At 75.1% G+C, this 26,482-nt stretch carries 26 protein-coding genes; 20 read left to right on the top strand and 6 right to left on the bottom strand.

The genetic code is table 11. The features are described from left to right. The 18 genes from Q4D18_RS05840 to Q4D18_RS05755 all read left to right on the top strand — a co-directional run. A partial coding sequence (locus Q4D18_RS05840) for a heparinase II/III family protein (RefSeq protein ID WP_303126520.1) occupies nucleotides 1–1,932 on the top strand: 1,932 nt, incomplete at its 5' end. 74 nt (nucleotides 1,933–2,006) lie between these two features. After that, nucleotides 2,007–3,215 carry a signal recognition particle-docking protein FtsY gene (gene ftsY, locus Q4D18_RS05835; protein ID WP_303126518.1) on the top strand — a complete coding sequence of 403 codons (1,209 nt, stop codon included), beginning with the start codon at nucleotides 2,007–2,009 and terminating at the stop codon, nucleotides 3,213–3,215. Nucleotides 3,216–3,441: 226 nt separating this feature from the next. Further along, complete coding sequence (locus Q4D18_RS05830) at nucleotides 3,442–4,755, top strand: ammonium transporter (protein ID WP_303126516.1); 1,314 nt, start codon at nucleotides 3,442–3,444, stop codon at nucleotides 4,753–4,755. 124 nt (nucleotides 4,756–4,879) lie between these two features. Beyond that, nucleotides 4,880–6,454, top strand: a complete 1,575-nt coding sequence (gene ffh, locus Q4D18_RS05825) for a signal recognition particle protein (protein ID WP_303126514.1) — start codon at nucleotides 4,880–4,882, stop codon at nucleotides 6,452–6,454. A 216-nt stretch (nucleotides 6,455–6,670) separates the two neighbouring features. After that, nucleotides 6,671–7,117 (top strand): 30S ribosomal protein S16, encoded by a 447-nt coding sequence (gene rpsP, locus Q4D18_RS05820; RefSeq protein ID WP_303126513.1) that lies wholly within the window; start codon nucleotides 6,671–6,673, stop codon nucleotides 7,115–7,117. Nucleotides 7,118–7,119: 2 nt separating this feature from the next. Then, nucleotides 7,120–7,359: an RNA-binding protein gene (locus Q4D18_RS05815; RefSeq protein WP_303126522.1), complete on the top strand. Its 240-nt coding sequence runs from the start codon at nucleotides 7,120–7,122 to the stop codon at nucleotides 7,357–7,359. 95 nt (nucleotides 7,360–7,454) lie between these two features. After that, entirely contained in the window at nucleotides 7,455–8,093 is a 639-nt protein-coding gene (gene rimM, locus Q4D18_RS05810; protein WP_303126511.1) for a ribosome maturation factor RimM, read from the top strand. 3 nt (nucleotides 8,094–8,096) lie between these two features. Then, a complete protein-coding gene (gene trmD / locus Q4D18_RS05805) occupies nucleotides 8,097–8,822 on the top strand; it encodes a tRNA (guanosine(37)-N1)-methyltransferase TrmD (protein WP_303126510.1) in 726 nt (241 codons plus the stop codon). Nucleotides 8,823–9,048: 226 nt separating this feature from the next. Continuing rightward, complete coding sequence (gene rplS, locus Q4D18_RS05800) at nucleotides 9,049–9,402, top strand: 50S ribosomal protein L19 (RefSeq protein ID WP_303126508.1); 354 nt, start codon at nucleotides 9,049–9,051, stop codon at nucleotides 9,400–9,402. A gap of 128 nt (nucleotides 9,403–9,530) precedes the next feature. Continuing rightward, on the top strand, nucleotides 9,531–10,145 hold the full coding sequence (lepB, locus tag Q4D18_RS05795; RefSeq protein ID WP_303126507.1) for a signal peptidase I: 615 nt from the start codon (nucleotides 9,531–9,533) through the stop codon (nucleotides 10,143–10,145). Further along, the gene (gene lepB, locus Q4D18_RS05790) at nucleotides 10,138–10,905 is read left to right on the top strand and encodes a signal peptidase I (RefSeq protein WP_303126505.1); all 768 of its coding nucleotides are present in this window, start codon (nucleotides 10,138–10,140) and stop codon (nucleotides 10,903–10,905) included. The genes lepB (Q4D18_RS05795) and lepB (Q4D18_RS05790) overlap by 8 nt, the downstream gene beginning before the upstream one ends. Beyond that, complete coding sequence (locus Q4D18_RS05785) at nucleotides 10,902–11,663, top strand: ribonuclease HII (RefSeq protein ID WP_303126504.1); 762 nt, start codon at nucleotides 10,902–10,904, stop codon at nucleotides 11,661–11,663. The genes lepB (Q4D18_RS05790) and Q4D18_RS05785 overlap by 4 nt, the downstream gene beginning before the upstream one ends. A 102-nt stretch (nucleotides 11,664–11,765) precedes the next feature. Then, complete coding sequence (locus tag Q4D18_RS05780) at nucleotides 11,766–12,089, top strand: DUF2469 domain-containing protein (RefSeq protein WP_303126502.1); 324 nt, start codon at nucleotides 11,766–11,768, stop codon at nucleotides 12,087–12,089. A gap of 140 nt (nucleotides 12,090–12,229) precedes the next feature. Continuing rightward, nucleotides 12,230–12,655: a YraN family protein gene (locus Q4D18_RS05775; protein WP_303126501.1), complete on the top strand. Its 426-nt coding sequence runs from the start codon at nucleotides 12,230–12,232 to the stop codon at nucleotides 12,653–12,655. After that, on the top strand, nucleotides 12,652–14,244 hold the full coding sequence (locus Q4D18_RS05770) for a YifB family Mg chelatase-like AAA ATPase (RefSeq protein ID WP_303126499.1): 1,593 nt from the start codon (nucleotides 12,652–12,654) through the stop codon (nucleotides 14,242–14,244). Before Q4D18_RS05775 ends, Q4D18_RS05770 begins: the two co-directional genes overlap by 4 nt. Further along, on the top strand, nucleotides 14,241–15,515 hold the full coding sequence (locus Q4D18_RS05765; protein ID WP_303126497.1) for a DNA-processing protein DprA: 1,275 nt from the start codon (nucleotides 14,241–14,243) through the stop codon (nucleotides 15,513–15,515). Before Q4D18_RS05770 ends, Q4D18_RS05765 begins: the two co-directional genes overlap by 4 nt. A 39-nt stretch (nucleotides 15,516–15,554) precedes the next feature. Then, complete coding sequence (locus tag Q4D18_RS05760; RefSeq protein ID WP_303126496.1) at nucleotides 15,555–16,547, top strand: tyrosine-type recombinase/integrase; 993 nt, start codon at nucleotides 15,555–15,557, stop codon at nucleotides 16,545–16,547. Nucleotides 16,548–16,712: 165 nt separating this feature from the next. Next, nucleotides 16,713–17,216 (top strand): DUF3145 domain-containing protein, encoded by a 504-nt coding sequence (locus Q4D18_RS05755; RefSeq protein ID WP_303126495.1) that lies wholly within the window; start codon nucleotides 16,713–16,715, stop codon nucleotides 17,214–17,216. Between the two features lie 24 nt (nucleotides 17,217–17,240). Here Q4D18_RS05755 and fabF read toward each other — a convergent pair whose 3' ends face one another. The 6 genes from fabF to aceE form a co-directional block, all read right to left on the bottom strand. Further along, on the bottom strand, nucleotides 17,241–18,485 hold the full coding sequence (gene fabF, locus Q4D18_RS05750; protein WP_303126494.1) for a beta-ketoacyl-ACP synthase II: 1,245 nt from the start codon (nucleotides 18,483–18,485) through the stop codon (nucleotides 17,241–17,243). A 258-nt stretch (nucleotides 18,486–18,743) separates the two neighbouring features. Further along, the gene (locus Q4D18_RS05745; RefSeq protein ID WP_135028028.1) at nucleotides 18,744–18,989 is read right to left on the bottom strand and encodes an acyl carrier protein; all 246 of its coding nucleotides are present in this window, start codon (nucleotides 18,987–18,989) and stop codon (nucleotides 18,744–18,746) included. Between the two features lie 71 nt (nucleotides 18,990–19,060). After that, nucleotides 19,061–20,113, bottom strand: a complete 1,053-nt coding sequence (locus tag Q4D18_RS05740; protein WP_303126492.1) for a beta-ketoacyl-ACP synthase III — start codon at nucleotides 20,111–20,113, stop codon at nucleotides 19,061–19,063. Nucleotides 20,114–20,150: 37 nt separating this feature from the next. After that, nucleotides 20,151–21,074, bottom strand: a complete 924-nt coding sequence (locus tag Q4D18_RS05735) for an ACP S-malonyltransferase (RefSeq protein ID WP_303126491.1) — start codon at nucleotides 21,072–21,074, stop codon at nucleotides 20,151–20,153. Between the two features lie 111 nt (nucleotides 21,075–21,185). After that, nucleotides 21,186–22,388: a CdaR family transcriptional regulator gene (locus Q4D18_RS05730; protein ID WP_303126489.1), complete on the bottom strand. Its 1,203-nt coding sequence runs from the start codon at nucleotides 22,386–22,388 to the stop codon at nucleotides 21,186–21,188. A gap of 137 nt (nucleotides 22,389–22,525) precedes the next feature. Continuing rightward, complete coding sequence (gene aceE, locus Q4D18_RS05725; protein ID WP_303126488.1) at nucleotides 22,526–25,276, bottom strand: pyruvate dehydrogenase (acetyl-transferring), homodimeric type; 2,751 nt, start codon at nucleotides 25,274–25,276, stop codon at nucleotides 22,526–22,528. 266 nt (nucleotides 25,277–25,542) lie between these two features. Here aceE and Q4D18_RS05720 point away from each other — a divergent pair, with 266 nt between their 5' ends. Both Q4D18_RS05720 and Q4D18_RS05715 read left to right on the top strand, forming a co-directional pair. Then, nucleotides 25,543–25,974: a DUF3052 domain-containing protein gene (locus Q4D18_RS05720; RefSeq protein WP_303126487.1), complete on the top strand. Its 432-nt coding sequence runs from the start codon at nucleotides 25,543–25,545 to the stop codon at nucleotides 25,972–25,974. Continuing rightward, complete coding sequence (locus Q4D18_RS05715) at nucleotides 25,967–26,419, top strand: redoxin domain-containing protein (protein WP_303126485.1); 453 nt, start codon at nucleotides 25,967–25,969, stop codon at nucleotides 26,417–26,419. Before Q4D18_RS05720 ends, Q4D18_RS05715 begins: the two co-directional genes overlap by 8 nt. The last annotated feature ends 63 nt before the right edge of the window (nucleotides 26,420–26,482 follow it).

The following is a 26,482-nucleotide window of genomic DNA, read 5'->3' as shown; positions in this document are numbered from 1 at the left end:
GGCTGCGGCGTCGCCGGGCCGGCCCCCGCGCCGGGGACCTCCGGCTCCGACGGCCTGGCCGCCGCGTCGTCGTCCGCGTCCGAGCCGGCGCCGTCCGCCTCCGCCGGGGCGCCGTCCTCGGCCGCGTCGGCGTTGCCGACGGCGCTGCCCGCCGGCCACGCCCTCTACCCCTGCACGGGCTACGGCAAGCTCACCCGGGACAACACGGTGGAGACCAACGCGCGGGGGCAGTTCGTCTGGCACGTCTTCGACGCCGTCCAGGTGGCCGACGCCGACGGGGACGTGGACTGGACCCTCGACCCCTACGAGGACGAGGCGTGGCGGCTGTGGCTCGCGTCCCTGCGCTGGATCGGCCCCAGCATCGAGGCGGCCCGGGAGGGCGACGACGCCGCGTACGCCGTCGCGGAGCGGATCGTGCGGGACTGGGACCGGGACCACGCCGAGGGCTGGGCCGACGACCATGACGACTTGGAAGCCAACACGCACCGGCTCAACGTGCTGCTGTGCCTGCGCGAGGTCACCGCGCTGCGCGCCGGGGGCGAGCCGCCGGCGTCGGCCGCATGGCTCGACCGGCTGATCGTCCGCCATGCGGAGCAGAACATGGCGCGGTACTCCGCGCGGCACAACCACGGGTCCATGGAGAACCGGGCGCTGCTCGGGGCGGGCTGCGTGCTCGACCGCCCCGAGTGGCGCCGGCACGCCATGGCCCGCGCGGAGGAGGACATCCCGTACCAGGTGGACGAGGAGGGGATGAGCAGCGAGGCCGCCCCGCACTACGCGCGGTTCAACCACGACCTGTTCCGCGACATCGACACGCTCGCGCGCACGTGCGGCGAGGAGTCGGACGTGTTCGCCGAGCGGGTGGAGCGGATGGCGCAGGTCCTGCCGCACATGGTCGACTCCACGGGCCACTTCTGGCAGTACGGGGACAGCTCCGTCTACCCGGTGACCACGCGGGCGGAGGACGGCGCCGAGCTGCGCTACGCGGCCTCGGACGGTGCGGAGGGCACCGCTCCGGCCGAGCGGATCCGCGCGTTCCAGGCCGGCCCGGTCTTCGGCCGCTCCTCCTGGGGCGACCCGGAGGGCGGCTTCGCGGACGAGGCGTCGTGGATGCTGCGCGGGGGCACGGGCACGGAGGTCAAGGCCCACCGCGGGGACCTGATGCAGCTCTTGTACACGGCGCGCGGGCGCCAGGTGGTGGTCGACGGCGGCCACCCCGGCTCCGTGAAGGACTCCTGGCGGGGGTGGGCGGACGGGCCCACGGCGCACAACGTGATCCACATCCCCACCCTGGAGGAGTTCCCCGGCGAGGGCCCCGCCGTGCTGTCCCGGCTCGAGGAGTCCCCGGACGCCCGCGCCGACCTCGTGGCCATGACCCAGCCGCTGGCGGCCGGCGGCGAGCGCAGCCGCTCCGTCCTGGTCCTCACCGGCCCGGACGCCGCCGTCGTGGTGGACCGCACCCGGATCGAGGGCGAGCCGGTGCGGGGGGCCGAGCATGTGGTGGAGAGCCTGTGGACGCTGCCGCCCTCCTACGCCGCCGAGCGCACGGCGCCGGACACGGTCCGCGGCGTGGACGCGGCGGCGGGGGAGGCCACCACCCTCGTCCAGGTCCGGCTCGACGGCGCCTCCGTGGGGGAGGACGGCGTGGCCCTGCACCGCGGCGAGCTCGACCCGCGGGAGGGCGGCCACCTGCACCGCGGCCACCACTACCCCGACTCCCATGAGCGGGAGGACGCGACCCAGGTGGCGTTCCGCAGCGAGGGTGCGACGGCCGGCGTCGTCTCGGTGCTGGTGCCCTCGGGCGCGCAGGACGAGGCGGGCGTGGACGCCGAGCGCCGCGCGGACGGCTCCACCGTGCTGACGGTGCGCGGCGCCGAGGGCGTGGCGCGGGTGCTGGTGCCCGCGGAGGGCGACCCCTCCCGCCTGGACTGAGCCGCCCGGCCGTCGGGGGAGGGCCGGGGCGGGGCCCCGGGCCCTGGACAGGGGGCCTGTGGGAGACTGGGCACGTGGAAATCGTGCTCATCATCTCCCTGGTCCTGGCCCTGCTGCTCGGCGCCGTGCTGGTCGGTCTGCTCGACCGCCCCGTCGCCCCGCCGAAGGGCACCTACACCGAGCTGCGCGACGACGACGACCCGGCGCCGACCCCGGGCGGCCTCGTGGCCGACCCGGCCTCCGCCGACGCCCCCTCGTCCCGCCCCGCGCCCCGCCACGCCGCCGAGGCCCCCGCGGTCGAGGAGGAGGCCCCGGCGGCGGAGGTCGTGGAGACCGCCCCGCAGCTGGACCGCCCGGAGGCTGCCGGCACGCGCCTGCAGCGTCTGCGCGCCCGCCTGCTGAAGTCCAACAACGTCTTCGGCCAGGGCCTGCTGGCCCTGCTCTCCCGTGACCGGATCGACGACGACGTCTGGGACGAGATCGAGGAGAACCTCCTCATGGCGGACCTCGGCACCGAGCCCACCATGGAGCTCGTGGACCGCCTCAAGGCCCGCGTCACCGTGGACGGCACGCGCGACCCCGACGCCCTGCGCGCCCTGCTGCGCGAAGAGCTGCTCGCCATGGTCGACCCGTCCATGGACCGCCGCCTGGCCGCCACCCGCAAGGACGGCAAGCCGGCCGTCACCCTCGTGGTGGGCGTCAACGGCGTGGGCAAGACCACCACCGTGGGCAAGCTCGCCCGCGTGCTCGTGGCCGAGGACCGCGAGGTCGTCCTCGGCGCCGCGGACACCTTCCGCGCCGCCGCCGCCGAGCAGCTGGCCACGTGGGGCGCCCGCGTGGGCGTGGTCACCGTCCGCTCCGAGACGGAGGGCGCGGACCCGGCGTCGGTGGCCTTCGAGGCCGTCAGGACCGGCATCGAGGAGGAGGCGGACGTGGTCCTCGTGGACACCGCCGGCCGCCTGCAGAACAAGGCCAACCTCATGGACGAGCTGGGCAAGATCAAGCGCGTCATCGAGAAGCAGGCCGCCGTGGACGAGGTCCTGCTGGTCCTGGACGCCACCACCGGCCAGAACGGCCTGATGCAGGCCAAGGTCTTCGCCGAGGTCGTGGACGTCACCGGCATCGTGCTGACCAAGCTGGACGGCACCGCCAAGGGCGGCATCGTGGTGGCCATCCAGCGCCAGCTCGGCGTGCCGGTCAAGCTGATCGGCCTGGGCGAGGGCGCCGACGACCTCGCCCCGTTCTCCGCCGAGGGCTTCGTGGACGCGCTCCTGGCCGAGTGATCCCCGCCGGGCCCGTCCGGGCCCCGGCACCCGCACGACGACGGGCCGTCCCCCTGCCGAGGGGGGCGGCCCGTCGTCGTCGGGAGAGGCGGCGTGACAGGACCGCAACGCGCGTTCACACGACGGAAACACCGGGGCACCGTGACAGGAAACACGTCCCGGGCAGACTCGGCGGCACCGACGCCCCCATGCCGGGCGGGCGTCACGACGAGTGGAGGACCACCCCATGGACCCGCAGCTGACTCCCCTGGACGCCGGGGCGGTGTGGACGATGGTCTGCGCCGGCCTCGTCCTCCTGATGACCCCCGGCCTGGCCTTCTTCTACGGCGGCATGACCCGGGCCAAGGCGTCCGTGAACATGATGATGATGTCCTTCGCCGCGATGGGCCTGGTGGCCGTGGTGTGGGTGCTGTGGGGCTACAACATGACCGCCGGGGACGGCTGGCTCGGCGTCGTGGGCACCCCGCTGTCCGACCCGGGCCTGTTCCAGGCCGTGGGGACGCCGGACATGGCCGCGATCGGCTTCGGCGCCACCTTCGCGATCATCTCGGTGGCCCTGATCTCCGGGGCCGTGGCCGACCGTGCGAAGTTCACCACCTGGTGCGTCTTCGTGCCCGTGTGGACCACGCTCGTGTACTGCCCCATGGCGTTCATGGTCTGGGGCGGCGGCCTGCTCTCGGCGGACGGCGCGATCGGCTCCGCGGTGGGCGAGGCCGTGGACTTCGCGGGCGGCCTGGTGGTCCACACCGCCGCCGGCGTGGCCGCGCTGGTGCTGGCCGTGATGATGGGCAAGCGTGAGGGCTTCGGCACGGATCCGGGCCACCGTCCGCACAACATCCCCTTCGTGATGCTCGGCGCCGCCCTGCTGTGGTTCGGCTGGTTCGGCTTCAACGGCGGCGCCGCCGCGGACGTGGAGACCGCGGGGCTCATCTGGGTGAACACCCTGGCCGCGCCGGCGGCCGCCATGCTCAGCTGGATGCTCGTGGAGGTCGTCCGGCACGGCCGGCCCACCTCGATCGGCACCGCCTCCGGGATCATCTCCGGCCTCGTGGCCATCACCCCCGCGTGCGCCTTCGTGGACCCGGTCGGCGCCGTCCTGATCGGCCTCGTGGCCGGCGTGGTCGCCTCCCTCGCCGTGAACCTCAAGTTCAAGCTCGGCTTCGACGACTCGCTCGACGTCGTCGGCGTGCACCTGGTGGCCGGCGTGGTCGGCACCGTGCTGATCGGCCTGTTCGGCCGTCCCGAGCTCCTGACCGAGGAGGGCATGGCCGGCCTGTTCTACGGCGGCGGCCCCCGGCTGCTGCTGGCCCAGGTCGTGGCGACCGTCTTCACCGTGGTGTTCGCCGGCGTCGTGACCGCCCTGGTCGCCCTGGCCCTGAGGGCGACCATGGGGCTGCGCGTCTCCGCCGAGGACGAGCTGCGCGGCGTGGACCGCGCCCTCCACGCCGAGTCCGCGTACGACTACGGGCTGGGCACCGCGTACGGCGACGAGCCGCAGGACGCGGACCGGCACCGGGGGGAGGCCCGGCCCGTCCGCTGAGCGGTCGCCGGTCGGTTGCTAGTCTGGGGAGGCGCCGCCGTCGGCGGGACGGCCCTGCGGGGCGTCCTCGAGCCGCGGTGACGCCGACCCAGCGACCTCCTCTTCGCGAAGGATCCCACCCGCCGTGTTCACCTCCCTGTCCGACCGTCTCACAGCCACGTTCCGCAACCTCAAGGGCAAGGGACGGCTCACCGAGGCGGACATCGACGCCACCGCACGCGAGATCCGCCGCGCCCTCCTCGATGCGGACGTCGCCGTCCCCGTGGTCCGCCAGTTCATCGCCCAGATCAAGGAGCGCGCCCTCGGGGAAGAGGTCTCGCAGGCCCTGAACCCGGGCCAGCAGGTCGTCAAGATCGTCAACGAGGAGCTCGTGCAGATCCTCGGCGGCGAGACTCGGCGCATCCAGCACGCCAAGACCGGCACCACCGTGATCATGCTGGTGGGCCTGCAGGGCGCCGGCAAGACCACCCTCGCCGGCAAGCTCGCCCGCCTGCTGAAGTCCCAGGGCCACACCCCGCTGCTCGTGGCCTGCGACCTCCAGCGCCCCAACGCGGTCAAGCAGCTGCAGGTGGGCGGCGAGCGCGCCGGCGTGCCGGTGTTCGCCCCGCACCCCGGCGTCTCCTCCGAGTTCGAGGCCGCCACGGGCGACCCCGTGGAGGTGGCCCAGGCGGGCGTCCGCGAGGCCAACACCAAGTACCACGACGTCGTCATCATCGACACCGCCGGCCGCCTCGGCGTGGACCACGAGCTCATGCAGCAGGCCGCGGACATCCGCGCCGCGGTGCAGCCGGACGAGGTCCTGTTCGTGATCGACGCGATGATCGGCCAGGACGCCGTCGCCACCGCGCAGGCCTTCAACGAGGGCGTGGGGTTCACGGGCGTGGTCCTGACCAAGCTCGACGGCGACGCCCGCGGCGGCGCCGCGCTGTCCGTCCGCCACGTCACCGGCAAGCCGATCATGTTCGCCTCCACGGGCGAGGGCCTGAAGGACTTCGAGGTCTTCCATCCGGACCGCATGGCCTCGCGCATCCTCGACATGGGCGACGTCCTGTCCCTGATCGAGCAGGCCGAGCAGAGCTGGGACCGCGCCGAGGCCGAGAAGATGGCCCAGAAGTTCGCGGACCAGGAGGACTTCACCCTCGACGACTTCCTCCAGCAGATGCAGCAGCTCAAGAAGATGGGCTCGCTGAAGAAGATGCTGATGATGATGCCGGGCGCCCAGGGCATGCGGCAGCAGCTCGAGCAGTTCGACGAGTCCTCGATCGGTCGCGTGGAGGCGATCATCCACTCGATGACCCCGCACGAGCGCGTGGCCCCGAAGATCATCAACGGCTCGCGCCGTGCGCGCATCGCCCGCGGCTCGGGCGTGCAGGTGACCGAGGTCAACCAGCTGCTCGAGCGCTTCGCCGAGGCCCAGAAGATGATGAAGAAGCTCGCCTCCGGCGGCGGCATGCCGGGCATGCCCGGGATGGGCCACGGTGGCACCTCGCGCAAGGCCAAGGGCAAGAACGCGAAGAAGGGGAAGGTCAAGTCCGGCAACCCGGCCAAGGCCGCCGCGGAGCGCAAGGCGCTCGAGGAGCGTCAGGCCCGCGCGGGCGGCGGCGTGTTCGGCCCGGGCGGCATGCCGGACCTGTCCGACTTCGACCCCTCGCAGCTGGACCTGCCGGCCGGCTTCGAGAAGTACCTCAAGGACCGCTGAGCTCTCCGGGCGTCCCCTCCCGGTCCTGGACGGCCCCGCCCGCGCGCCGAGGTGCGAGCGGGCGGGGCCGTCTGGCAGAATGGGCGGGCACTGAGCGTGAGCCCGGACGACCCTCTATCCTCCGCGCGCTCCGTTCCGTTCGTCGGACTGCCGGCCCGCTGCCCCCACGCGTGGCCGTCGCCCGACCCCCTGATCCCCTGAAGGAGAACCACACACGTGGCTGTCAAGATCCGTCTGAAGCGCTTCGGCAAGATCCGCGCCCCCTACTACCGCGTCGTCGTCATGGACTCGCGCACCCGCCGCGATGGCCGTGCCATCGAGGAGATCGGCAAGTACCACCCGACCGAGGAGCCCTCGTTCATCGAGATCGACTCCGAGCGCGCGCAGTACTGGCTCTCCGTCGGCGCCCAGCCGACCGAGCAGGTCACGGCCCTCCTGAAGGTCACCGGCGACTGGCAGAAGTTCAAGGGCGAGGCCGGCGCCGAGGGCACCCTGAAGACCAAGGGCGAGAAGGAGGCCTTCGTGGCCCCGGACAAGGGCTCGGTCATCCTGCCCGAGGAGCCCAAGAAGGAGGAGGCCCCGGCCGAGTCCGCCGAGGCCCCCGCCGCCGAGGAGACCGCCGAGGCCGAGACCCCGGCCGAGGACGCCGAGAAGGCCGAGTGAGCATGCTGGCCGAGGCCCTCGAGCACCTCGTCCGCGGCATCGTGGACACCCCGGACGCCGTCCGTGTCGACGCGCGCCCCCAGCGGCGCGGGGAGATGCTGGAGGTCCGGGTGGCGCCCGAGGACCTCGGCCGCGTGATCGGCCGCCAGGGCCGCACGGCCACCGCGCTGCGCACGGTGCTCGACGGCCTGGCCGGCCACCCCGTCCGCGTGGACGTCGTGGAGACCGACCGCGGCCGCTGAGCCGCCGGCCACCCCCGCGCACCCCGTCGAGAACGGCCCGCCGCCCGCACAGGTCGGCGGGCCGTTCCCGTCCCGCCCCCACCCCAGGAGAGCCCATGAGCCCCGCACCCCAGCCCGCCGAGACCGAGGGCCTGGTCCGCGTCGCCCGCATCGGCAAGCCCCACGGCATCCGCGGCGAGGTCACCGTCCAGGTGTTCACGGACGACCCCGACGCGCGGTTCGCGCCGGGGGAGTCCCTCGAGCTGCGCGGCGGCCCGGCCGGCGCCCCCGCCGAGCTCATCGTGGCCCGGTCCCGGTGGAACAAGACCGTGCTCGTGGTGGCGTTCGAGTCCGTGGCCGACCGCAACGCCGCCGAGGCCCTGCGCGGCGCCCAGCTCTTCGCCGCCCCCTCCGCCCCGGTCGACGACGACGCCTGGTACGAGGACGACCTGCTCGGCCTGGCCGTCCACGTGGACGGGGCCCGCGTGGGGGAGGTGACGGGCCTGACCACCGGCACGGTGCAGGACCTGCTCGTGGTGCGCCTGGACGGCGCCGACCGGGACGCGCTCGTGCCGTTCGTCGAGGAGATCGTCCCCGAGGTGGACCAGGAGGCCGGCGTCGTGGTCCTGACCCCGCCGCCGGGCCTGCTCGAGCTCGCCGCGGACGAGCCGGGCGCCCCCGAGGGTCCGGAGACCCCCGCGGACCTCGGCCCGGAGGCGCTCGAGCGCCCCACGGGCGCGGGCGGGGGGCGCTGAGCGGTGCGCTTCGACGTCGTCACGATCTTCCCGGAGTACATGGGCGTCCTGGACGTGTCCCTGCTGGGGCGCGCCCGGCGCGAGGGCCTCGTGGACGTGCACGTGCACGACCTGCGGGACTTCACCTCGGACCGGCACCGCACGGTGGACGACACCCCCTACGGCGGCGGGGCCGGCATGGTCATGAAGCCCGAGCCGTGGGCCCTGGCCCTCGAGCAGGTCGCCGGGCTCGGCTCCGCCGCCGCCTCCGGCCGGCCCGTGCTCATGGTCCCCACCCCCTCCGGCACGCCGTTCACGCAGGCCACGGCCCGGGAGCTGGCGCAGGAGGAGCACGTGGTCTTCGCGTGCGGCAGGTACGAGGGCATCGACGAGCGCGTGTTCGGCTGGGCGGAGGAGCTCTACGACGTCCGTCTCTTCTCCCTCGGCGACTACGTGCTCAACGGCGGCGAGGTGGCGGCGCTGGCCGTGATCGAGGCCGTCGGGCGCCTCGTGCCGGGCGTGGTGGGCAATCCCGCCTCCCTCGTGGAGGAGTCCCACGAGGACGGCCTGCTCGAGTACCCCGTCTACACCAAGCCCTCCGTGTGGCGGGAGCGCGAGGTCCCGCCCGTGCTGCTCTCCGGCGACCACGGCCGCGTGGCCGCGTGGCGCCGCGCCCAGCAGGAGGAGCGCACCCGCGCCCGCCGCCCCGACCTCTGGGCCGCCCACGCCGGGCGCGCCGAGGGGGCCTGAGCCCCGGCTCCCCGCCGGATGTGGCATGATGGACCCTCGTGTCCACCGGACGCGCGGCCTGCCACAGGGGGCGCGCGTCGACGGCACGGACCACCGGACCCCGCGCTCGCGGCCGTGTCCGGCTCACGCTTCGGGGCCCGGCGTCCCGCTCCGCCCGTCACGGGCGGGGCACGCCGTGCCCGCCGACCACGTGGATGACCTGTGGCGTCCACCAGGAGATCAGAGCATGCACATCCTCGATTCCTTCGACAAGGCCACCCTGCGCGACGACGTGCCGGACTTCGGCCCCGGCGACACCGTCAAGGTGCACGTCAACATCATCGAGGGCAAGACCGCCCGTGTGCAGGTCTTCCAGGGCTTCGTCATGGGCCGTCAGGGCCACGGCGTGCGCGAGACCTTCCGCGTCCGCAAGGTGTCCTTCGGCGTGGGCGTGGAGCGCGTCTTTCCGGTGCACTCCCCGGTGATCGACAAGATCGAGGTCGTCACCAAGGGTGACGTCCGCCGCGCGAAGCTGTACTACATGCGCGACCGCCACGGCAAGGCCGCTCGCATCCGCGAGAAGCGCGCCGACGTCAAGTGATCGCCGGTCGGCCCCGCGCCGACCGCTGACCGCCCATGCGCGCCCCGGAGCCCCGTGACCCCCGTCGGTCACGGGGCTCCGTCGCGCGCGGGGTGCGTCCCGCGGACGGACCCCGCTGGTGGCCCCTGTTGCTGCTGACGCTGGCGGGCGCCGTCGTCGCCGCGGCGGTGCTGCGCGCCCTCACCGGCCCCGTCCTGCTGGTGCCCTCCGGCTCCATGGAGCCCACGCTGCGCCCGGGCGAGCGCATCCTCGTGGACGAGGCCGCCGCGGGCGGGGCGGGGCTGGCCCACGGGGACGTGGTGGTGTTCGACGGCGTCGGCAGCCTCGCCCCCTACCGCGCCCGCACCGCGCTCGAGCGCGGCCTGGCGGACGTGGCGGCGTGGTGGGGCGTCGGCGGGACCGGGGACGTGTACGTCAAGCGCGTGCTGGCCCTGCCGGGGGACACCCTCGCGTGCTGCGCCCCGGACGGGCGCCTGCTGCGGGACGGCACCCCGGTGGACGAGCCGTACCTCGGCCGGCCCGTGACCGCCGCCGAGCCGGCCTCCGCCTCGCGCTGGGAGTTCGCGGTCCCGGAGGGGCGCATGGTGGTGCTGGGGGACAACCGGGGCGCCTCGCGCGACTCGCGGGACCTGCTCGGCGCCCCCGGCGGCGGGCTCATCCCGCTGGAGTCCGTCACGGGCACCGCGGAGCAGGTGGTGTGGCCGCTCGGCGCGCGCCGGCCGCTGGAGAGCGCCGATGGCTGAGCCCGCCGATCCGGGCGCCTCCGCCGCGCCCTCCGGGGCCGGGTCCCACGCCGGTCCCGCCGCCTCGGCGTCCGCCGCGGCGGGCGTCCGCCCCCCTCACGACGCCGGCCCCCACCCGGGGCGCGTCGCCGCCCTGGCCATGGCCCTCACCCTGGCCCTGCTGGTGCTGGCCCAGGTGTTCCTCGTGCGCATGTTCCACGTCCCCTCGGCCTCGATGGAGCCGACCCTGCTCCCCGGCGACCGCGTGGCGGTGGGCCTGTGGGCGCCCGGGCCGCTGGCGCTCGAGCGGGGGGACGTCGTCGTCTTCGAGGACACCCAGGCCTGGCTCACGGGGGCCGAGGCGCTCCAGGCGGACCCGCTGCACGCCGCGCTGCAGCTCGTCTCCCCGGGCGCCGGGGACGGCCACCTCGTCAAGCGCGTGGTCGGGCTGCCCGGGGACACCGTGGCCTGGCGGCCGGGCTGGGAGCACCTGCAGGTGGACGGCTGGCCCCTGCCGGAGCCGTACCTGGCCGGCGAGCCCGCCGAGGAGGCGTTCGAGGTGACCGTGCCCGAGGGCCGGCTCTTCGTCCTCGGCGACCACCGCGCCGCCTCCCAGGACTCCCGCCAGCACCGGGACGGGCCCGGTGGCGGCTTCGTGGCGGTCGACGACGTGGTGGGCCGGGTGGAGGCCGTGGTGTGGCCGCCCGCGCGCATCGGCGGCCTCGACGACGCCGCGCCGGAGGGCACGGACCTCGCGGAGGATCCGGGGGAGGGCCGGTGAGCCCGCGGGGACCGGCGGTGCGCGCCGGGCTGGACGTGGAGGCCGCCCTGGCCGCCGAGGTGCTCGGCGTCCCGGGGGAGCCCGCCGCGCCCGCCCTCGTGGCCGGCATGGACGAGGTGGGCCGCGGGGCGCTGGCGGGGCCCGTCGTCGTGGGGGTGTGCGCGGCCCGCGTGCCCGCCGAGGGGCCGATCCCGGCCGTGCGGGACTCCAAGGCGATCACCGGCCGGCGTCGCCGCCTGCTGGTGCCCGAGATCCGCGAGTGGGCCGCCGGGCACGCCCTGGGCGAGTCCGGCCCGGACGAGGTGGACCGCCACGGGATCACCGGAGCCCTCGCGCTCGCGGGGGCACGGGCGTGGACGGCGCTGGTCGCAGAGCTGGGCGAGGCGCCCGTCGCCCTGATCCTGGACGGTTCCGACGACTGGCTCCGGCATGCCCGCTCCGGAGCGGTGGCGGGGCTGGTCCCCGGGCCTGTGCCGCCCGCGCCGCACCTGATGGTCAAGGCCGAGGACCGGTGCGCCACCGTGGCGGCGGCGTCCATCCTGGCCAAGGTGGGCCGCGACGACACGATGACCGCCCTCGACGCCGAGAACCCGGCCTACGGCTGGGCCGGCAACAAGGGCTACGGGGCCGCGGCCCACCGGCGGGCGATCCTCGAGCTCGGCGCGACGGAGCACCACCGCCGCTCGTGGAACCTGGGGCTGCCCGCGCCGACGGAGGCGGTCCCGGCAGAGGACGCGCCGCCCACGCTCTTCGACTGAGCCAGGCGCCCGCGCGTTCGACGCCGGGGCGTGCGCGGGGCAGGATGGTCCGGTGCCCCGGCGAGCGCCGGGGCCGCGCCCACGGGACAGGAGAGCCAGCGCATGAGCACGGACGACGTCGAGGACTTCGAGGCCGAGTCGGAGCTGCTCCTGTACCGGGAGTACCGGGACGTCGTCGGCCTGTTCCGGTACGTGGTGGAGACCGAGCGGCGCTTCTACCTGGCCAACGCCGTCTCCCTCACCCCGCATCAGACCGACGGCGAGGTGTTCTTCGAGCTGACCCTCGAGGACGCGTGGGTGTGGGACGTCTACCGCACCCAGCGCTTCATCAAGCGGGTGCGCGTGCTCACCTTCAAGGACGTGAACATCGAGGAGCTGCCGCGGGACGAGCTGCAGGTCCCCGAGGGTGACGCCCTGGGCGGCTGACCCCGCGATCCGGCCCGGACGGCTCCTGCCCGGACCTCTCCTGCACAGGGGACAGCCGCCCGGACCGTCCCCCACATCCGACCCGCCGTGCCCCGCCGGGCCGGCTCCGACCTCCACCCTGGGTCCAGGAGGTGGTCGGCATGGACCAGAGGACAGAGGCGCGCACGGAGACGACGGGCCGGCGCGGCAGCACGGCCCACACGGCCCTGGGCCGGTACGGGGAGGACGCGGCGGCCCGATGGCTGGCCGCCCGCGGCTACGAGATCGTGGACCGCAACTGGCGCGGGGAGGGCGGCGAGCTGGACCTCGTGGCCCGGCAGGACGGCTGGTGGGTCGGGATCGAGGTGAAGACCCGCTCCTCCCTGGCGTACGGGGACCCCCTCGAGGCCATCGGCCGGCGCAAGCTGCTGCGCCTGCACCGGCTCACCCGCGCCTGGGTGGGGGAGCGGGCCCGTGCCGCGCAGCGCCCGGCGCACCGCGAGCCGTGGCGCGTGGACGCGGTCGCGGTGCTGGTGCCCCGCACCGGCGGGGTGCGGTTCGACCTCGTGCAGGACGTGCGGCCGTGACCGGCATCGGGCGCACGCGCTCCATCTCGCTGGCCGGGCTGCGCGGGGATGTGGTGGACGTGGAGGCGGACATCGCCCAGTCCCTGCCCGGGTTCACCCTGCTGGGCCTGCCGGATCAGGCGCTGCAGGAGAGCCGGGACCGGATCCGCTCGGCCGCCCGCAACGCGGGCCTGCCCCTGACGCGGCGCCACCTGACCGTCAACCTGCTGCCTGCGGGCGTGCAGAAGCGCGGTGCCGCCCACGACCTGGCGATCGTCCTCGCCGCGTACGCGGCCGCGGGCCAGGTGCGCGGCGTGCACGGCCCCGTCTTCCTCGCCGAGCTCGGCCTGGACGGGACCCTGCACCGCGCCCCCGAGACCGTGGCCATGGTGCTGGCCGCAGTCGACGCAGGCCACCCGCGCGTCGTGGTGGCCGAGGCGGCCGTCGAGGAGGCGCGCCTGGTCCCGGGCGCCGAGGTGCGCGGCTTCGCGCACCTGCACGAGGTCATCTTGGCCTTCGGCGGGCGCCCGGACGGGCCCGCGCCCGTCCCGGACGCCGCCCGCGTGCTCGGCGCGGGCGTCGGCTCCGAGGACGCGGAGGAGCCGCCCGGGCCCCGCGTCGCCCCGGACCTGTCCGAGGTGGCCGGGCAGGCCCAGGCCCGCTTCGCCCTCGAGGTGGCGGCCGCCGGGGGACACCACCTGCTCCTGAGCGGGCCGCCCGGGGCGGGCAAGACGATGCTCGCCGAGCGCCTGCCCGGCATCCTGCCGCCCATGGACCGGCGGACCGCGCTGGAGACCGCGGCGCTGCGCTCCCTGCGGCGCCTGCGTCCGGGCGTCGGCACGCTGGACCGCACGCCCCCGTTCGAGGCGCCGCACCACTCCGCCTCCATGTCCGCGCTCGTGGGCGGCGGCTCCGGTCTCGCCCGGCCCGGAGCGGTGTCCCTCGCCCACGGCGGGGTGCTGTTCCTGGACGAGGCCCCCGAGTTCGAGCGTCGCGCCCTCGAGGCGCTGCGCCAGCCCCTCGAGGCGGGCCAGGTGGTGCTCCACCGGGCACAGGGGGCCGTGACCTATCCCGCCCGGTTCCAGCTCGTGCTCGCCGCCAATCCGTGCCCCTGCGGGCTCGGCGACGGCACCGGCCACCGCTGCCGCTGCACGTCCCTGCAGCGCCGCCGCTACGCCGAGCGCCTCTCCGGGCCGCTGCTGGACCGCGTGGACGTGCAGGTGACCGTGCGGCCGGTGGAGGCCCGCCACCTCACGGGGGCGCCCGCCGCGGAGTCGACCGCGGCCGTCGCCGCCCGCGTGCGGGCGGCCGTGGAGCGCCAGCAGGAGCGCTGGGGGGCCGCCGCCGCGGCCGGGCTGGTCCCGGCGGGGGTGCTGCGCAACGCCCACGTCCCCGCACCGGTGCTGCGTCACGGACCGCATGCCGTCCCCGCCGCCGCCCGGGCGGCGGCCGACGCCGCCGTGGACGCCGGCGAGCTCAGCGCCCGCGGGCACGCCCGCGTCCTGCGCCTGGCCTGGACCCTCGCCGACCTGCGCGGCGCCGCTCGGCCCGCGCACCAGGACGTGGAGACGGCCCTGCAGCTGCGCACCCGCCACGAGGAGGACCGATGACCGCCCCGCACCCGCGCCCTGACGGCGCCCGGCTGGCCCGCGCCGCCCTCACCCGCCTCGTGGAGCCCGGGGACGAGCTGGCCGTGCAGACCGTCGCCGCCCTGGGGCCCGAGCGCGCCCTGGCCCTGCTCACGGGCCGGGACCGGCTCCAACCCGCCGAACGCGACCTGCTGGCCGACCACGCCGGCTCCGGCGCCGCGCTGGGGCGGCGCTGGAGTGCGGGCCTGACGCGGTGGGCGCCGCGGGCCGAGCGGCTGGACCCCGCCCGGGACCTCGTGGCCCTCCACCGCCTCGGTGGCGGGCTGCTCATCCCGGAGGACGACGCATGGCCCGCGGCGCTGGACGACCTCGGCCCCGCCGCGCCGCTCGGCCTGTGGTTCCGCGGCGCCGGGACGGTCCCCGCTGCCGCCCGGGCCCTCGCCGTGATCGGCAGCCGCGAGGCCACCGCCTACGGACGGCAGGTCACGTCCGCCGTCGCCTCCCGCGCCGTGCGCGCCGGGGCATGCGTGGTCTCCGGCGGGGCCTACGGCATCGACGGCGCCGCCCACCGTGCCGCCCTCGACGCCGCCCCGCACCCCCCGCCTGGGGACGGCGTCCCCGCCGGACCCGTCCCCACCGTGGCCGTGCTCGCCGGCGGTCTGGACCGGTTCTACCCCGCCGGCCACGAGGAGCTGCTGCGGGCCGTCATGGCGGCGGGGCTGCTGCTGTCCGAGATGCCGCCGGGCGCCTCGCCCACCCGCTACCGGTTCCTGCACCGCAACCGCCTGATCGCCGCGCTGTCCGGCGCGGTCGTGGTGGTCGAGGCCCGGTGGCGCTCCGGCGCCCAGAACACCGCCGGACACGCCCTGGCCCTGGGGCGGGAGGTCGGCGTGGTGCCGGGGCCGATCACCTCGCCCTCCTCCGCCGGGTGCCACCGGCTCCTCCAGGAGGCTCCCGTGCGGCTGGTGGCCGACCCTGCCCAGGCCCTCGACCTGCTGCCGCGGACCGGGGGCGCCGACGGTGTCCCGACCCGCTCGGACGGCGGCGCCGGTGCTCCGGCGACCGCGTCGACCGAGCCTCCGCCCGGGGCGACGGCGCGCCCCACCGACGGCCTGAGCGTGGAGGAGCTGCTGGTGTGCGAGGCCCTGCCCGTCCGCCGTGCTGTGGACGTGGACGCGCTCACGGTCAGCGCGGGCCTGTCCCTGCCCACCGTCCTGGCCGTGCTCACCCGGCTGGCCCGGCGGGGACTCGCCGAACGAGTGGACGACCGGTGGCGCCGCACGGCGGGCTGACGGGAGCGCACGGGGCCTGGCCGGTGGCAGAGTGGAGGGATGAGTCCTGCCTCTCCGCCCCGCCGCCGCGGCGCCGTGCCCCCGGCCTCCGCCCGGGATGAGGCCTGGCTCGAGGCGTTCGCCGACCACCTGCGCCACGGCCTCGGCCGCAGCCCGCGCACGGTCACGGCCTACCTCACGGACCTGCGCCACCTGGCCGCCCACGCCGCCGGGGCCGGGGAGGACGTGTCCGCGGACGCGTTCGCCGAGGTGGACACCGAGGACCTGCGGCGCTGGCTCGCCGCGATGCGGGAGGACGGCCTCGCCCGCGCCACCCTGGCCCGCCGGGTGGCGGCGGCCCGGACCTTCCTGGCCTGGCTCGTGCGTGAGGGGCTGCGCTCCACGGACCCCGCCCTGCGGCTGAGCGCCCCGACCCCCGACGCCCGGCTGCCGCACGTGCTGCATCGCGCCCAGGCCGACCGGCTGATCGCGCGGGCCGAGGAGCGGGTCCACGCCGCCCGCGCCGCACGGGACCGCCCCGGTGCGGCCGCCGCGGCCCGGGACGTCGCCGTCCTCGAGCTGCTGTACGCCACCGGCGCCCGCGTCGCCGAGGTCGCCGCCCTGGATGTGGATGACGTGGACCTGGACCGCCGCACCGCGCTGCTCACCGGCAAGGGCGACCGCCAGCGCACCGTCCCGTTCGGCGCCCCGGCCGCCGCCGCCCTGGAGCGGTGGCTGCGGGTGGCCCGCCCGATCCTCGTCGGCGACGACAGCGGTGCCGCCCTGTTCCTCGGCGTGCGCGGGGGGCGGATGGGGGTGCGGCAGGTGCGCGCCGTCGTCGACGCCGGCCTCGAGGCCCTCGGCGACACCGCCGCGCGCGGCCCCCACGCCCTGCGGCACACGGCCGCCACCCACCTGCTCGACGGCGGCGCCGACCTGCGCACCGTCCAGGACATGCTCGGCCACGCCTCCCTGCGGACCACGCAGGTGTACACGCACGTCTCCATCGACCGGCTCCGCGAGGGCTACCGTCAGGCCCATCCACGGGCCTGAGCGCGGCCTCGGGCGACACGCGCCACTGCGGCCCGGCGTGTCGGACGGGTCCGCGTTGCCCGGACCCGGGCCCCGGGGGACAATGGCCCCACTGCGGGCCGCGCCCATCGGCACCGTCCCGCGGACGTCCGACCGGACGCCGCCGTCCGCCTCCGAGAGGTCCCGATGCCCACCGTCACCACCCGCGGCATGGTCCACGTGCTCTCCGCGCCCACCGCGCTGTGCCCGCACGTGGAATGGGCCCTGCGCTCGGTCCTGGGCGCCGCGGCGGACGTGCAGTGGGTCGCCCAGCCCGCCGAGCCGGGCCAGCACCGCACCGAGGTGCACTGGACGGCGGAGCAGGGCACCGGCGCACGGTTGGCGTCGTCGCTGCGCGGCTGGCCCCACCTGCGCTTCGAGATCACGGAGGAGCCCTCCGCCGGAGCGGACGGCTCCCGCTGGTCGCACACGCCCGGCCTGGGCATCTTCCACGCCACCACGGACGTCTCCGGCAACATCATGGTCTCGGAGGACCGCATCCGGTACGCGTACGAGTCCGGCGACGGCGACCCCTCCGTCCTGATCCACGAGCTCTCCCTCGCCCTGGGCGAGGCGTGGGACGAGGAGCTCGAGCCGTTCCGCCGCGCGGCCGAGGGCGCGCCCGTGCGGTGGATCCACCGCACGGGCTGAGGCCGGAGCCGGGGCCAGCCGGGCTCAGCGGCCCACGAACACCGCCACGGCGTTGTGCCCGCCGAAGCCGAAGGAGTTCTTCAGCGCCACGCGGCGGCCCTCGGGCAGCTCGCCGGGCCGCCCGGCGACCACGTTGAGCGGGATCTCCGGGTCCTGGTTGTCCAGGTTGATGGTCACGGGGGTGCGGCCGTGGTGCACGGCCAGGACCGCGAGGATCGACTCGATCGCCCCGGACGCGCCCAGCAGGTGGCCGGTCTGGGACTTGGTGGCGGAGACCTGCACGTCGTCGAGGTGGTCGCCGAACACCGCGCGCATCGCCAGGTACTCGGGGGCGTCCCCCTTGGGGGTGGAGGTGGCGTGCGCGTTCACGTGGGACACGTCCTCGGGGCGAAGGCCGGCGTCCTCGAGGGCGCGGCGCATCGCGCGGGTCGCCCCGAGGCCCTCGGGCTCGGGGGCCGTGATGTGGTGCGAGTCGGAGGTCACGCCCGTGCCCACCAGCTCGGCGTACACGCGGGCGCCGCGGGCGGCGGCGTGCTCCTCGGACTCCACGATCATCACGCCCGCGCCCTCGCCGAGCACGAACCCATCGCGGTCCACGTCGTAGGGACGCGAGGCGGCCTGCGGGTCGTCGTTGCGCTTGGACAGGGCCTGCATCGCGGAGAAGCCGGCCATGGGCAGCGGATGCACGGCGGCCTCGGTGGAGCCGCACATCACGACGTCGGCCCGGCCGGAGCGGATGAGCTCCAGCGCCGTCTCGAGGGCCTCGGTGCCGGAGGCGCACGCGGACACCACGGTCCGGGCGCCGGCGCGGGCGCCGAACTCGAGGGAGAGGGCCCCGGCGGCGCCGTTGGGCATGAGCATCGGGATGGTCATCGGCATGACGCGGCGGGGGCCGCGCTCGCGCAGCGTGTCCCAGCCGTCCAGGAGGGTCCACACGCCGCCGATGCCGGTGCCGAAGGCCACGGCGAACCGGTCGCCGTCGACCTCGGCCTCGTCCAGGCCGGCGTCCTTCCAGGCCTCGCGGGCGGCCACGGTGGCCATCTGCGTGGCGGGGTCCTGCCGCTTGGTCTCCACCTTGGTCAGGACCTCGGAGGTGGGCACCGCCAGCTCGGCGGCGAAGGTGACGGGCAGCTCGTGGCGCTCGACCCAGTCGTGCTCCAGGGTGGCGGCGCCGGAGACGCCCTTCAGGGCGTTCTCCCAGAACGTGGGGACGTCGCCGCCGATGGGGGTGGTGGCGCCGAGTCCGGTGATCACTGCGGTGCGGGTCATGGATCCTGCCTTCTTGGCCCGGGGCGGGCGGTCGGCGGCGGAGGCTCAGGCCTGCCCGCCGGGCTCGGGGTGCACGCCGGTCGTCGGCGGTGCGGGACGTCGTCGTCCGCCGCGTTCAGGCGGCGGGAGGTCGGGCCGCGCCCCTTGGCGGGGCGGCGGCAGCGCGGGCCGGGGAGCGGCGGCGGGAGGCTCTCCCGCCGCCCGATGCTCCCCGGCGCGGCGCCGGGGACGACACGCGGGGCGCGCCGTCGGGGTGGATCAGGCCTGGGCCTGGTCGATGAAGTCGACCGCGTCCTGGACGGTCTTGAGGTTCTTGACCTCCTCGTCCGGGATCTTCACGCCGAAGCGGTCCTCGGCGTTGACGACGATGGTCATCATCGAGATCGAGTCGATGTCCAGGTCGTCGGTGAAGGACTTCTCCGGCTGGACGTCGGAGGTCTCGAGGCCGGTCTCCTCGTTCACGATCTCGGCCAGGCCGGCGAGGATCTCTTCCTTGGAAGCCATGGGGCGTCTCCTTCTCTCGGGGTTGCAGGGTGTACGGGTGTACGTGGTCAGTGAATCAGACCGGCGGGGCCTCAGGGGAGGCGCACCACCTGGGCGCCGTAGACCAGCCCGGCGCCGAAGCCGATCTGCAGGGCGAGTCCGCCGGAGAGCGACGGGTCCTCCTGCAGCAGTCTGTGCATGGCCAGCGGGATCGACGCGGCCGACGTGTTGCCGGCATCGGCGATGTCCCGCGCCACGGTGACGGTCTCCGGCAGCTTCAGCTGCTTGGCGAACTCGTCGATGATCCGCATGTTGGCCTGGTGGGGGATGAAGGCCGCCAGGTCCTCGGGGGCGACCCCCGCGGTCTCCAGGGCCTCCCGGGCCACCTTCGCCATGGACCACACGGCCCAGCGGAAGACGGAGGGCCCGTCCTGGCGGAGCGTGGGCCACCGCATCTCCCCGTGCCCGACGATCGCGGAGGCGTCGCCGCCGGTGCGGGCGCCCTCCACCTCGTCGCGCAGCTCGAGCATCGAGCGGGTCATGGAGATGGTCTCCCAGCGCTCGCCGTCGGAGCCCCACACGGAGGGGGAGATGCCGGGCTCGTCCGCGGCGGACACCACGACGGCGCCCGCGCCGTCGCCGAGGAGGAAGGAGATGGAGCGGTCCGAGGGGTCGACGAAGTCGGACAGTCGCTCCACGCCGACCACGAGCACGTGGCGGGCGGTGCCGGCACGCACCAGGGCGTCGGCCTGGGCCACGCCGTAGCAGTAGCCGGCGCACGCGGCGGAGACGTCGTAGGCCGGCGCGGGCGTGGCACCCAGCTCGTGGGCCACGGCGGCGGCGGCCGACGGCGTGGCGTACGGGAAGGTCACGGTGGAGACGACCACGGCGCCCAGGTCCGCCCCGTCGAGGCCGGCGCGCTCGAGGGCCTCGCGGCCGGCCGCGACGGCCATGGACACCACGGTGTCCCCCTCGCCCGCGCGCTGGCGGGTCACGATCCCGGTGCGTTGACGGATCCACTCGTCGGAGGAGTCGATCGGGCCCACGAGCTCCTCGTTGGGGACGAGCCGTTCGGGGCGGTACGCGCCCACGGCGGCGATCCGGCTGCCGGCGTGGGGCTGGTGCTGCTTCAGGGTGACGGTCATGGTGCTCATCTCTGCGTGGGGGCGGGCGTCGACCGGGTCAGGCCGTGTGCTCGGCGATGAACGCGCGGGCCGCGTCGAGGTCCTCGGGGGTCTTCACCGCCAGCGTGGGGGTGCCCTTCAGGCTGCGCTTGGCGAGTCCGGTCAGGGTACCGCCGGGCAGCAGCTCGAGGACCCCCGTCGTCCCCCGGTCGGCGAGGGACGCCATGCACAGGTCCCATCGGACCGGTCGGGTCACCTGCTCCACGATGCGGGAGAGGGCGTCGGCGCCGTCGGCCACCGCGGCGCCGTCCCGGTTGGAGAGCAGGACCGTGCGGGGATCCTGCGGGGTCAGGCCGGCCACGTGGTCGGCCAGGCCGGCGACCGCGGGCGCCATGTGGGAGGTGTGGAACGCACCGGCCACCTTCAGCGGGATGACGCGGGCGCGGGCCGGGGGCTGCGCGGCGAGGGCCTCCAGCTGCTTCTGCGTGCCGGCGGCCACCACCTGGCCGCCGCCGTTGACGTTCGCCGGGGTCAGTCCGGCGCCCTCGATCGCGGCCAGCACCTCGTCCTGGTCCCCGCCCACGACGGCGGCCATGCCGGAGGGCGTGACGGCCGCGGCCTCCGCCATGCCGTCGGCGCGCACGCGGACGAGCTCGAGGGCCTGGGCGGGGGAGAGCACTCCCGCCAGGGCGGCGGCGGTGATCTCGCCGACGGAGTGGCCGGCGAGGACGGTGCCCTCGGGGGCGGCCGTGCTCACCGCGAGTGCGGACCCGGAGACGAGCCCGGCCGCCACGATCAGCGGCTGCGCGACCGCCGTGTCCTTGATGGTCTCCTCGTCCGACGCGGTGCCGTGGCGGACCAGGTCCGTGCCGGCGGCCTCCGAGAGCCCGCCGAGGAGGTCACGGACCCCGTCCAGCTCGAGCCAGGGGGCGAGGAAGCCGGGGGTCTGGGAGCCCTGTCCGGGGCAGACGATCGCAAGCATGCGTCCCACTCTGGCAGGTGGACACGCCACCCCCGCCCGGTCAGTGCGACGATTCCCCCGCCGGGATTGTGTGGGATTCCTACAAAGGCGGGGGCGAGGTGTCTGCCGCGCTCAGTCGTGCGCCGGCCCGCCGCCGCGTGCGGGGGAGAGCCGTCCCAGCGCCACGGCCGTCTGCAGGACGTAGGCGTCGCGGGGCCGCAGCGGGTCCCAGCCGGTGATCTCGGCGACGCGCCGCAGCCGGTAGCGGACCGTGTTCGCGTGGATGTACAGCGCCCGGGCGGTGCCCTCGAGCGAGTGCCCGCCGGCGGTGAAGGCGTCGACGGTCTCCAGCAGGGCGGGCCCGGCGTCGGCGAGGGGCGCGTGGATCCCGTCCACGAGGGCCTCCCGGGCGGAGGGGTCGCCGAGCAGGGCGCGCTCCGGGAGGAGGTCCGCACTGGAGGTGGGTCGCGGGGCCCTCGGGTGCGCCGGGGCGGCGGAGAGCCCGGCGAGGGCGTGCCGCGCGGACTGGTGGGCCTCCACGAGGGACTCCACCACGGGGCCGACGATCACGGGTCCGTCCGCGAACCACGGCACCAGGGCCTCGGCCACCGCCGGCCCGTCCGTCACGGAGCCCACCACCAGCACCAGTCGCTCGGCCTGGACGCCCACGAGCAGGTCGCACTCGAGGCAGGCGGCCGCCCGTCGCAGCTCGGGGATGAAGGACGGCTGCGCCCCGCTCGGGGCGAGCCCGGCGATCACCGCCACGCCGCATCCGCTCTTCCATCCCAGGGCGGTGGCGCGGTGCTGGATCTCGTCCGGCTCCTGCCCGCGCAGCACGGCGTCCAGGAGGACGGCCTCCAGGCGGGAGTCCATGGCGCCGCGCTGCTCGGCGGCGCGGGCGTAGACGTCCGCGAGGGCGAACGCGATCTCCCGGGAGTAGTGCAGGATGTGCTCGCGCAGCACGGCCTGGTCACGCTCCTGGACGACCTCCGGCACCCGGGACTCCACCACGTCCACCATGGTCCGGATCAGCTGCAGTGCCCGCTGGAGGGAGATCGCGCGCGTCAGCTCGGTGGGGGACTCCCCGAACACCTCGCGCAGGACGTGCACGGTGGTCGTGGCCGGCCGCTCGAACCAGGACACGAACCCCTGCAGGGCACGCTGGGCCACCATCCCGAGGGCGCTGCGCTCGTCCGGGGTCAGCTCCCGGTACCAGGGCAGGGTGGCGTCCAGCCGCTGCAGCATGGCCGTGTTCAGCGCGCCCAGGTGCGCCCGCAGCCGGGCGAGCCCCTCGGGGCTGACCGGACGGGGGGCGGCGGTGCGGGGCTCGGGCATGGGGCACATCCTAGGCCCGCGTTGTCGGATCCCCACGAACCCCCTGCCCGTCCCGTGCACGACGACGGCCGGCCGCCTCCGCAGGGGAGGCGACCGGCCGTCGTCGTGGGCCGCGGGTCAGACCCGGCGGCGCGGTGTCAGGCGTCGCCGCCGGCGTTGCCGGTGCTGCCCGCCGTGACCTCGTTCAGGCGGTACTTCTCGTGCGCCTTCGCCGCGGTGCCGGACTCGACCTCCCCGTCCTGCTCGAGCAGCTGCAGCGCGCGGACCACCATCGAGTGCGTGTCGATGTGGAAGTAGCGCCGCGCGGCCGAGCGGGTGTCGGCGAAGCCGAACTCGTCGGCGCCCAGGGCGCTGAACCGGTTCGGCACGAACGGCCGGATCTGGTTCGGCCACGAGGTGGTGTAGTCCGAGGTGGCCACCACGGGGCCCTCCGCGTTGGCCAGCGCCTGCGTCACGTACGGCACGCGCGGCTCGGCGGTCGGGTCCTTGAGCGCGTCCTTCTCGGCCGCCACCGCGTCGCGGTACAGCTCGTTGTAGGAGGTCACGGACCACACGTCGGCGGACACGCCCCAGTCCTCGGCCAGCAGGCGCTGGGCGTCCACCGCCCATGGCAGGGCCACGCCCGAGCCCATGAGCTGGACCCTCGGGCCGTCGCCCTCGCCCTGCTTGAACCGGTACATGCCCTTGAGCAGACCCTCGACGTCGAGGTCCTCCGGCTCGTCCGCGTGCACGATCGGCTCGTTGTACACCGTCAGGTAGTAGATGACGTTGCGGCGGACGTCGCCGTCCTCGTGGTCGCCGTACATGTCCTCCAGGCCCTGGCGGACGATGTGCGCGATCTCGTAGGAGTACGCGGGGTCGTAGTGCTTGACCGCCGGGTTGGTGGAGGCGAGCACGGGCGAGTGGCCGTCCATGTGCTGCGTGCCCTCGCCGGCCAGCGTGGTGCGGCCGGCGGTGGCGCCGATGTAGAAGCCGCGCGCCAGCTGGTCCGCGCCAGCCCAGATGTTGTCGGCCGTCCGCTGGAACCCGAACATCGAGTAGAAGATGTAGATCGGGATCATCGGCTCGCCGTGCGTGGAGTACGCGGTGCCGAGCGCGTTGAAGGCGGCGGTGGCGCCGTCCTCGTTGATGCCCACGTGGTAGATCTTGCCCTGCGGGGACTCCTTGTAGGACAGGAAGAGCTCCCGGTCCACGGAGAGGTAGTTCTGGCCCTTGGGGTTGTAGATCTTCGCGGTGGGGAAGAACGAGTCCATGCCGAAGGTGCGGGCCTCGTCCGGGATGATCGGCACGAAGCGCGAGCCCATGTTCTTGTCCCGCATGAGGTCCTTGAGCAGGCGGACGAACGCCATCGTGGTGGCGGCCTGCTGCTTGCCCGAGCCCTTCCGGGCCTGCTTGTAGGCGGACTCCGGCGGCAGCGGGATGGCGTGGTGGGTCGACCGCCGCTCCGGCACGAACCCGCCGAGCTCCTTGCGGCGCTCCATCATGTACGTGATCTCCGGGGCATCCTCGCCCGGGTGGTAGTACGGGATGTCGTACGGGTCGTTGTCGATCTGCTCGTCCGTCACCGGGATCCGGTGGCGGTCGCGGAACACCTTGAGGTCGTCCGCGGTGAGCTTCTTCATCTGGTGCGTGGCGTTGCGTCCCTCGAAGGACTTGCCCAGGCCGTAGCCCTTGATGGTGTGCGCCAGGATCACCGTGGGCTGGCCCTTGTGCTCCATGGCCGCCTTGTACGCGGCGTAGACCTTCTTGTAGTCGTGGCCGCCGCGCTTGAGGCCCCAGATCTCGTCGTCGGACATGTCCGCCACCATCTCCTTGGTGACGGAGGACCGGCCGAAGAAGTGCTCGCGCACGAACGCGCCGGACTCGGCCTTGTAGGTCTGGTAGTCGCCGTCGAGGGTCTCGTTCATGATCCGGACGAGCTCGCCCTCGTCGTCGGCCTCGAGGAGCGGGTCCCACTCGCGGCCCCAGAGGACCTTGATGACGTTCCAGCCGGCGCCGCGGAAGTAGGACTCCAGCTCCTGCACGATCTTGCCGTTGCCGCGCACGGGGCCGTCGAGGCGCTGCAGGTTGCAGTTGATCACGAAGGTCAGGTTGTCCAGCTTGTCGTTGGCCGCGATGTGCAGCTGGCCGCGCGACTCGGGCTCGTCCATCTCGCCGTCGCCGAGGAAGGCCCACACGTGCTGGTCGGACGTGTCCTTGATGCCGTTGTTCTGCAGGTAGCGGTTGGTCTGCGCCTGGAAGATGGCGTTCATGGGACCCAGGCCCATGGAGACCGTGGGGAACTGCCAGAAGTGCGGCATCATCCGCGGGTGCGGGTAGGAGGACAGGGCGTGGCCCTCCTTCGACTTCTCCTGGCGGAAGCCGTCGAGGTCCTCCTCGGTGAGGCGCCCCTCGAGGAAGGCGCGGGCGTAGTTGCCGGGGGAGGAGTGGCCCTGGAAGAAGATGTGGTCTCCGCCGCCCGGGTGGTCCTGGCCGCGGAAGAAGTGGTTCATGCCCACCTCGTACAGGGTGGCCTGACCGGCGTAGGACGAGATGTGGCCGCCCACGCCGACGCCGTCGCGCTGGGCGCGCTGGACGGTCGCCATGGCGTTCCACCGCAGGTAGTTGCGGTAGCGGCGCTCGAGCTCCTCGTCGCCCGGGTACTCCGGCTCCTGGTCCGCGGGGATCGTGTTGACGTAGTCGGTGGTGGTGACGTGGGGCAGCGCCACGGACTGCGCGCCCGCGCGCTGCATCAGCGTGCGCATGATGTACTGCGCGCGCTCCGTCCCGCGCTCGTCCACGAGCCCGTCGAAGGACTCGATCCACTCCGCGGTCTCCTGCGGGTCCTTGTCGGGGAGCTGGCTGGTCAGACCGCTGACGATCTGGGAGCTCTCTTCCGCTGCGCTCACGGTGCCTCCTTGGTGTCGGTGCGGAGGGGTGCTCCGCGGTGTCCTGCGGGGGCCGGCGATCGCCCGGGCGCCCCGCCGCGCCGTCGGCGGGTGGCCGACGTCGGGCGCGTCTGCCCGCCAGCCTACTGGGGCGGGGCGGGTCCAGGCCCGGGCTCGAGCCCCGATGTCGCCAGGCGCACCGCGTATGGTGTGCTGTGTCACCACATCGCCGGACGGCCGGGCCCGGAGGCCCGCAGCCGTCCCCGCACTCGAGGAGGAGCGCACACATGGAGGCAGGGTCGGAGAGGACCTCGTCGCACACGGAGCTGCTGGACGCGTTCGGCCTGAAGGCCGGCGACCTGGTCCAGGAGTGGGGCTACGACGACGACATCGACTTCGCCTTCCGCGACGCCCTGGAGGACGCGCTCGGCGAGGAGCTGCTCACCGAGGAGGACCAGGAGCCGGCGGACGCCGTGCTGCTGTGGTGGCGGGCCGACGACGGCGACGTGACGGACCTCACCGACCAGCTCGTGGACGTCCAGCGCTCCCTCGACCGCGGCCCGGTGTGGGTCATGACCCCGCGCAAGGGCCGGGACGGCTACGTCAATCCGGCGGACGTCGCCGAGGCCGCCTCCACGGGCGGCCTGCACGTGACCACCAGCGCCGGCGGGTCGGAGGACTGGCTGGCCTCCCGCCTCGAGCAGAAGCGCGGTGCCTGAGACCCCCGCGCTGCGGGACGTCCACGGGACCCCCTGGCCCTGGCCGCCTCTCGCCCCGGTGGAGCGCGGCGCGTGGCTCGTCTTCCTGCCGGGCGCCTTCACCCCCGTGTGCACGGGGGAGCTGGAGTGGCTCGGCCCCCTCGCGACGGAGCTCGCGGCCGACGGCGTCGGGGTGCGGGTGATCTCGTGCGACGCCGCCCCCGTGCTGCGGGAGGTGGCGGAGCGGACGGGCCTGCCGGAGGCGTGCGTCCTGCTCTCCGACTTCTGGCCCCACGGCGCCGCCGCCGCCCGGCTCGGGCTGCTGGACGAGGCCACCGGACGCCCCCGTCGCGTGTCCGTCCTGATCGACGCCGACGGCGCCGAGGTCGCGCGGGTGGCCCCCGCGACCCCCGGCGGGGCGCGGACCCCGCAGGACCACCGCGACGCCGTCGCGCGCCTGCCCTGAGCGGCCGGCTCCGGACCGGCGGTAGGGTGGGGGCGCGTCAGGACCCATAGCTCAGCTGGTCAG

Source organism: Micrococcus sp., assembly GCF_030523875.1.
Classification (GTDB): Bacteria; Actinomycetota; Actinomycetes; order Actinomycetales; family Micrococcaceae; genus Micrococcus.
The sequence above is the reverse complement of the archived record's forward strand: the minus strand, read 5'-3'. Positions and strand labels throughout refer to the sequence as shown.

Excerpts from the sequence above, each read along its gene's own strand:
- Q4D18_RS05830 (WP_303126516.1), top strand. The coding sequence starts at position 3,442 with ATGGACCCGCAGCTGACTCCCCTGGACGCCGGGGCGGTGTGGACGATG.
- Q4D18_RS05815 (WP_303126522.1), top strand. The coding sequence starts at position 7,120 with ATGCTGGCCGAGGCCCTCGAGCACCTCGTCCGCGGCATCGTGGACACC.
- rimM (WP_303126511.1), top strand. The coding sequence starts at position 7,455 with ATGAGCCCCGCACCCCAGCCCGCCGAGACCGAGGGCCTGGTCCGCGTC.
- rplS (WP_303126508.1), top strand. The coding sequence starts at position 9,049 with ATGCACATCCTCGATTCCTTCGACAAGGCCACCCTGCGCGACGACGTG.
- lepB (WP_303126505.1), top strand. The coding sequence starts at position 10,138 with ATGGCTGAGCCCGCCGATCCGGGCGCCTCCGCCGCGCCCTCCGGGGCC.
- Q4D18_RS05780 (WP_303126502.1), top strand. The coding sequence starts at position 11,766 with ATGAGCACGGACGACGTCGAGGACTTCGAGGCCGAGTCGGAGCTGCTC.
- Q4D18_RS05775 (WP_303126501.1), top strand. The coding sequence starts at position 12,230 with ATGGACCAGAGGACAGAGGCGCGCACGGAGACGACGGGCCGGCGCGGC.
- Q4D18_RS05765 (WP_303126497.1), top strand. The coding sequence starts at position 14,241 with ATGACCGCCCCGCACCCGCGCCCTGACGGCGCCCGGCTGGCCCGCGCC.
- Q4D18_RS05760 (WP_303126496.1), top strand. The coding sequence starts at position 15,555 with ATGAGTCCTGCCTCTCCGCCCCGCCGCCGCGGCGCCGTGCCCCCGGCC.
- Q4D18_RS05755 (WP_303126495.1), top strand. The coding sequence starts at position 16,713 with ATGCCCACCGTCACCACCCGCGGCATGGTCCACGTGCTCTCCGCGCCC.
- fabF (WP_303126494.1), bottom strand. The coding sequence starts at position 18,485 with ATGACCCGCACCGCAGTGATCACCGGACTCGGCGCCACCACCCCCATC.
- Q4D18_RS05745 (WP_135028028.1), bottom strand. The coding sequence starts at position 18,989 with ATGGCTTCCAAGGAAGAGATCCTCGCCGGCCTGGCCGAGATCGTGAAC.
- Q4D18_RS05740 (WP_303126492.1), bottom strand. The coding sequence starts at position 20,113 with ATGACCGTCACCCTGAAGCAGCACCAGCCCCACGCCGGCAGCCGGATC.
- Q4D18_RS05735 (WP_303126491.1), bottom strand. The coding sequence starts at position 21,074 with ATGCTTGCGATCGTCTGCCCCGGACAGGGCTCCCAGACCCCCGGCTTC.
- Q4D18_RS05730 (WP_303126489.1), bottom strand. The coding sequence starts at position 22,388 with ATGCCCGAGCCCCGCACCGCCGCCCCCCGTCCGGTCAGCCCCGAGGGG.
- Q4D18_RS05720 (WP_303126487.1), top strand. The coding sequence starts at position 25,543 with ATGGAGGCAGGGTCGGAGAGGACCTCGTCGCACACGGAGCTGCTGGAC.